At 63.8% G+C, this 6,299-nt stretch carries 4 protein-coding genes; 3 read left to right on the top strand and 1 reads right to left on the bottom strand.

Annotation, left to right across the window (positions count from 1 at the left end):
* The 3 genes from polA to ACZM96_RS08960 all read left to right on the top strand — a co-directional run.
* A partial coding sequence (gene polA / locus ACZM96_RS08970) for a DNA polymerase I (protein ID WP_489488629.1) occupies positions 1-2,105 on the top strand: 2,105 nt, incomplete at its 5' end.
* Positions 2,106-2,233: 128 nt separating this feature from the next.
* On the top strand, positions 2,234-4,138 hold the full coding sequence (locus tag ACZM96_RS08965) for an ATP-binding cassette domain-containing protein (protein WP_489488627.1): 1,905 nt from the start codon (positions 2,234-2,236) through the stop codon (positions 4,136-4,138).
* Positions 4,139-4,498: 360 nt separating this feature from the next.
* Complete coding sequence (locus ACZM96_RS08960) at positions 4,499-5,332, top strand: MBL fold metallo-hydrolase (protein WP_489488625.1); 834 nt, start codon at positions 4,499-4,501, stop codon at positions 5,330-5,332.
* A 162-nt stretch (positions 5,333-5,494) separates the two neighbouring features.
* Here the strand turns inward: ACZM96_RS08960 and metK are convergent.
* Positions 5,495-6,299 (bottom strand): methionine adenosyltransferase (gene metK, locus ACZM96_RS08955; RefSeq protein ID WP_489488623.1); only part of this gene is annotated, 805 nt, incomplete at its 5' end.

Here is a 6,299-nt window from a genome sequence, read left to right as displayed (position 1 = left end):
CGCTCATCGGCGACACCGCCGACAACGTGCCCGGCGTGAAGGGCATAGGCGAAAAAACGGCAGAAAAGCTGTTCCGCGACTTCCGCAGCCTTGAGGACGTGCGCGACCGCATGGCCGAGGTGCCGCCCTCCATCCGCAAGAAGCTTGAAGGCAACGAAGAGGCCATGTTCCTGTACCGGGAGCTCACCCGCTTGCACACCGACTGCTGCGCGCAGCCTCTGGAAGAGCTCGCCGTGGAACCGCTGGATCGTCAGCACGCGCGCACCTTCCTGCGGGAATTTGAAATGAATTCGCTTCTGCGCGAGCTCGACAGCCTCATGCGTCAGGGCGTGGTGGCCTTTCAGGGCGAAGCCGAGGAAGTTTCCGGCGCAGCCGCGCCGGGTGCGCGCACGGCGCGTCAGCTTTCTCTGTTCGACGAACCCGCGCCCGTTCCGGTCATGGACGACGTGCAGGACGCCTCGCGTCTGCCCGTGTGCGCCGGGCGCATGGTCGCCGTCACGCCTGCGCCCGTGGTGAACCGTTCGCAGAGTCACGGCCTGTGCGTGGCCGTGCGCAAGGGCTCCGACGTAGAGGAGAGCCTTTATTCCGGCGACTCCCGGGCGCTCGTGGCCTGGGCCTCCGCCGCCGCCCTCGTCGTGACGCCGGACATGAAGCGTCTTCTGCACGCGCATCCGGCCTGGGGCACCATTTCGCCGTCGCGCTGCTTCGATCTCGGCCTTGCCGCCTATCTTCTCGCGCCCGAAGACAGAGACTACGGCTGGCCCAGCCTTTCCGCCCGTCATGCGGAAAAAAGCGGTCTGCCCATGGAAAGACCGGCCTCCATCGCCCTTTCCCTGTACGACGACATGGTGAAGCGCCTCGAACACGACGGACTTCTGCGCCTGCTGCACGACATGGAAATGCCGCTCATTCCGGTGCTGGTGTCCATGGAAAACGCGGGCATCACCATCGACAAGGCCGCTCTCAGGGATTTTCTCGACGAAGTGCAGACCGAGCTTGACGCGCTGACCGAACGCATCTATCAGGAGGCGGGGCAGCAGTTCAACATCCGCTCCGCGCAGCAGATAGGCGAGATTCTTTTCAAGAAGCTGGGCCTTGCGGCGGCCAAGTCCACCAAGGGCGGGCAGGCTTCCACCTCGCAGGCGGTGCTCGAAAAGCTTTCCGGGCAGCATCCCGTGGTGGACGCCCTGCTTGAATTCCGCAAGCTGGAAAAAATGCGTTCCACCTACCTTGAGCCTCTGCCGCGCCTCGCCGGGCCGGACAGCCGCATTCACACCACCTTCAATCAGACGGCCACGGCCACGGGACGCCTTTCCTCCAGCAATCCCAATCTGCAGAACATTCCCGTGCGCGGCGAGCTCGGCAGGCGCATGCGCACCTGCTTCACGGTCGGGCCGGGCATGAAGCTCATTTCCGCGGACTACTCGCAGGTGGAACTCAGGGTGCTCGCGCACTATTCGCAGGATCCCACCCTGCTTTCCGCCTTCCGCAACGGCGAGGACATCCACACCCGCACGGCCGCGCTGCTCTTCGACGTCGATCCCGCACAGATAGGCCCGGATCAGCGCCGCAGGGCCAAGACCATCAACTTCGGCCTCATCTACGGCATGGGCGCGCGCAAGCTCGGGCAGGATCTCGGTATTCCGCTTTCGGAGGCGCGCATGTTCATCGAGCGCTACTTCGCCCGTTTTGCGCACATCAAGGAATTCTTCGACTCCGTGGAGCAGGAGGCCCGCAAAAACGGCTACGTCACCACGCTTTCCGGGCGTCGCCGTCCGCTGCCGGACATGCTTTCCCAGAGCGGTCAGGCCCGGGCGCTCGCGGAGCGGCAGGCCGTGAACACGCTCATTCAGGGCTCGGCCGCCGACCTCATCAAGCTGGCCATGCTCTCCGTGTACAACGACGGGGAACTGCGCCGCATGAAGGCGAGAATGCTCCTTCAGATTCACGACGAACTCATTGTGGAAGCGCCGGAGGAAAACGCCGAAGCCGCGGCTTCGCGGCTGGCCTCGCTCATGACCGACACCTCGGCCTGGGGGCTGGAACTGCATGTGCCGCTGGTGGCGGATGCGGGCGTCGGCCGCAACTGGGGCGAGGCGCACTAGCCCGGCCGCCTTTCCGGCAGGGCAAGGGCGCAGGGGGCGGCTAAAGGCCGCCGGACATGTTTTTTGCCGCGGCTGTTCCGGCCGCGGCGGATGGTATGGGCTTCGGCCCGGCAACTTGTGAGAATCTCATGGCACTTCTTTCCATTCAGGACGCCAGCCTTACGCTGGGCAACAGACAGCTTCTGGATCATACCGAAATATTCGTGGAGCAGGGCGACAGGCTCTGCATCGTGGGCCGCAACGGCGTGGGCAAGTCGTCGCTTTTGTCGGTGCTGGCCGGACGCCTTCCCTTGGACGCCGGAGAGCGTCACGAGGAACCGGGACTGCGCATAGGCTATGTGCAGCAGGCCGTGCCCGATCACTGGAAGGGCTCGGTGTTCAGCGTGACGGCCGACGCGCTCGGCAAGGAGGGGCATCTGCTGGCCGCGGCGCACCTCATCGCCTCGGACAGGCGCGATCTTCTGCCGCCCGATCTGGCCCGCGAGGCTGATCTCGTCATGGAACACGGCGAGGTGTGGGAGCGGCACGGCGAAGTGCTCGGCGTCATCAACAGCCTTGCGCTGGATCCGGAGGCGGACTTTTCCACGCTTTCGGGCGGAACGCGCCGCCGCGTGGCGCTCGCCCGGGCGCTCATCGCCTCGGACGTGCTGCTTCTCGACGAGCCCACCAACCATCTGGACATCAGCACCATCAGCTGGCTGGAAGAGTATCTGGCCCGGCAGTCGCGCACGCTGGTGTTCATCAGCCACGACCGCGCCTTCGTGCGGCGTCTCGCCACGCGCATGGCGGAGCTCGACCGCGCCAAGATCTACTGCTACGACTGCGGATTCGATACCTACCTTGAGCGCCGCGAGGAGCGTCTGCACGCGGAAGACATGCAGAACGCCGCCTTCGACAAGAAGCTCGCGCAGGAGGAAGTGTGGATACGGCAGGGCATCAAGGCGCGGCGCACCCGCAACATGGGGCGCGTGCGCGAGCTCATGAAGATGCGCGAGGAGCGCGCCGCCCGCCGGGAAAGAATGGGCACGGCCACGCTCAACGTGCAGGAGGCGGAAAAGTCGGGAAAGCTGGTGGCCGAGATGAAGAACGTGTCCTTTGTCTGGCCGGACGGCTACAAGGTGTTTGAAGACGCGAACGTCATCATTCAGCGCGGCGAAAAGGTAGGCCTCATCGGCGACAACGGCGTGGGCAAGACCACGTTTCTGCGCGTGCTGCTCGGGGAGCTTGCGCCCACTTCCGGCACGGTGCGCCTCGGCACGGGACTGCAGATTGCCTATTTCGATCAGCTCCGCGACTCGCTGGACGACGAGAAGAGCGTGATGGACAACGTGGCCGAGGGCAACGACAGAGTGACCATCAACGGCGAACCGCGTCACGTGGCGAGCTATCTTCAGGATTTTCTCTTTGATTCCAGCCGTCTGAGAACGCCGGTGGGCCTTCTTTCCGGCGGCGAACGCAACCGTCTGCTGCTTGCCAAGCTCTTCACTCGGCCTTCCAACCTGCTGGTGCTCGACGAACCCACCAACGATCTCGACGCGGAAACGCTGGAACTTCTGGAAGAAATGCTGGCCTCCTACAAGGGAACGGTCATCGTGGTGAGCCACGACCGCGCCTTCCTTGATGAGCTGGTGACCAGCACCATTGCGCTGGAAGGCGACGGCAAGGTGCGCGAATACGTGGGCGGCTACACCGACTGGCTGCGCCAGCGTCAGAAGCCGGAGGAGAAGAAGGTTTCCTCGTCCAAGGAAACGTGGAAGGAAAACGCGCCGAAGAAGCGTCGTCTTTCCTACAAGGAACAGCGCGAACAGGAAGCTCTGCTCAAGGAGCAGGCGGAAATGCCCGCCAGACTCGACGCGCTGGAAAAGGAACAGAAGGCGCTGGAAGAAGCGCTGGCCGATCCCGATCTGTTCAGCCGCGATCCCGACGCCTTCAACGCCAAGATTGCCCGCCTGCCGCAGGTGGAGGAAGAGCAGCTCGCGCTGCTTGAGCGAAGCGACGAAATAGAGGCAAGGCTCAGGGAACTGGAAATCTGACGCCGGAATTTCGCCGGAACATGTGCCCGCGTTGTCGTTCGACGCGGGCTTTTTTTTCAGTTTTTTCGCCGCTGAACCCCGTGGAGGAAGACTGGCGGAGAAGGGCCTGTTGCCGTATCATGAGGACAGGGCAAGCCGTTCCGGGAGCATCGGAAGAGCGCGGCAGAGCGGGGCGCGTGCTGGGAGCGCGCCCGATTGGATGTCGGCAGACGTGTCGCGCCGCGTGCTTGCGGCGCTGCCGCAGAAGGCCCGGAACGTCCGCCTTCGGCAGAAAATCATGCCGCACGGCGACGGCGGCATTCCCCGCTGATCAGGGAGGTCGTTATGTGGAAAAAGGTTGTTCAACTGTTGGGAGTCGTTATGATGATTGCTTCAGGCAACGCGTCCGCGCAGACCGGGGACATTCCGTTTCATGAACTTTCCGTGGGCAATGTGAACGTCAGAGTCGTGTCTCTGGTGCAGAAGGACTTGAACGCGTCCATTCTGCTGCCGGGCACGGCGCAGCAGAAAAAGGCCGTGGCCGACGCCTACCCCGACGGCGCGATTCACAACGTGCTCAACGTGCTGCTTCTGCGCGCGCCCGGCGTGGCGGCGCTGGTGGATACGGGCTTCGACTGGACGGACGCCCAGATGGACGCGGCGCTGCGCGGAGCCGGACTTGAGAGAAAGGACGTGACGCACGTCATCGTCAGCCATGCGCACGGCGATCATGTGGGCGGACTCGTGAAGGACGGCAGGGCCGCGTTCCCGTCGGCCGTGGTGCTGTTCCCTGAGCGGGAGCTTTCGTACTGGACCGGTGAGGCGAACCGCCAGGCGGCCAAGGGCGGCGCGGTGAAGATTTTCGAGAACGTGGCGAACATTGTTGCCGCGTACAAGGGCCGCGTGGCCACGTTTGAAGCCGGAGAGAGCGTGTGCGCGCAGCTGCCCGGCGTTCTGGCCGTGGACGAGGCCGGGCACACTCCCGGACACGTGGGCATCATGGTTTCCGGGGAAGACCGCACCTTCCTGTTCTGGAGCGATCTTCTGCATGCCTTCGACGTGCAGGAAGCGAATCCTGCGGTTTCCACGAGCTTCGACATGGATCCCGCGGCCGCGGCCCGCGTGCGTGAAGACATGCTGAACCGCGCCCGCCGGGGCGGCTGGCTGGTGGTGGGCTCCCATGTGCCCTTCACCGAACCGCGCGTGCTGAAGTAGTCCGGAAACGATTTTTTGTTCCGCCCTGTTTTCAGGCCGACGCGGCGATGCGCCGGGCGTGAAGGCGGCGTCTGCGGATTGCGGGCGGGCGGATGTTCCGAAAAAAAAGCGGAGGAAGAACAACGGCGTTCTTCCTCCGCTTTCGCGTTCAGAAAGGGAAGACTACAGCTTGGCGGCGGTGATGAGATCGTCCACGGCGTCGCGCTTTTCCCAGGTGAATTCGGGAAGTTCGCGGCCGAAGTGACCGTAGCAGGAAGTCTTGCTGTAGATGGGGCGTTTCAGGTCGAGGCGCTTGCAGATGAAGTAGGGGCGCAGATCGAACACTTCGCGCACGACCTTCGTGAGCTGTTCGTCGGGCAGCTTGCCGGTGTCGAAGGTGTGAACCAGCACGGACACGGGTTCGGCCACGCCGATGCAGTAAGCAATCTGCACTTCGCAGCGGTCGGCCAGACCGGCGGCCACGATGTTCTTGGCCACGTAGCGGGCCATGTACGCGCCGGAGCGGTCCACCTTGGAGGGGTCCTTGCCGGAGAACGCGCCGCCGCCGTGGTTGCCCATGCCGCCGTAGGTGTCCTGAATGATCTTGCGGCCGGTGAGGCCGCAGTCGCCCATGGGGCCGCCGATGACGAAGCGTCCCGTGGTGTTGATGAAGATTTCGCAGTCCTTTTCGTCGAAGTAGCCGGTGGGCTCAAGAATGGGACGAATGACTTCCTTCTTCACGGCTTCCACGATGTCGTCGTGGCTCACCTTGGGGGAGTGCTGCGTGGACACCACCACATTGTTGATGCGCACGGGCTTGCCGTCCACGTATTCAAAGGAAACCTGCGTCTTGCCGTCGGGGCGGAAGAAATCGACGATGCCGTTCTTGCGCACGCGGGAGAGCTGGAGCGAGAGCTGATGCGCCCAGTAGATGGGAGCAGGCATGAGCGTGTCGGTTTCGTTGGAGGCGAAGCCGAACATCATGCCC

Source organism: Mailhella sp. (assembly GCF_057866825.1).
The sequence above is the reverse complement of the archived record's forward strand: the minus strand, read 5'-3'. Positions and strand labels throughout refer to the sequence as shown.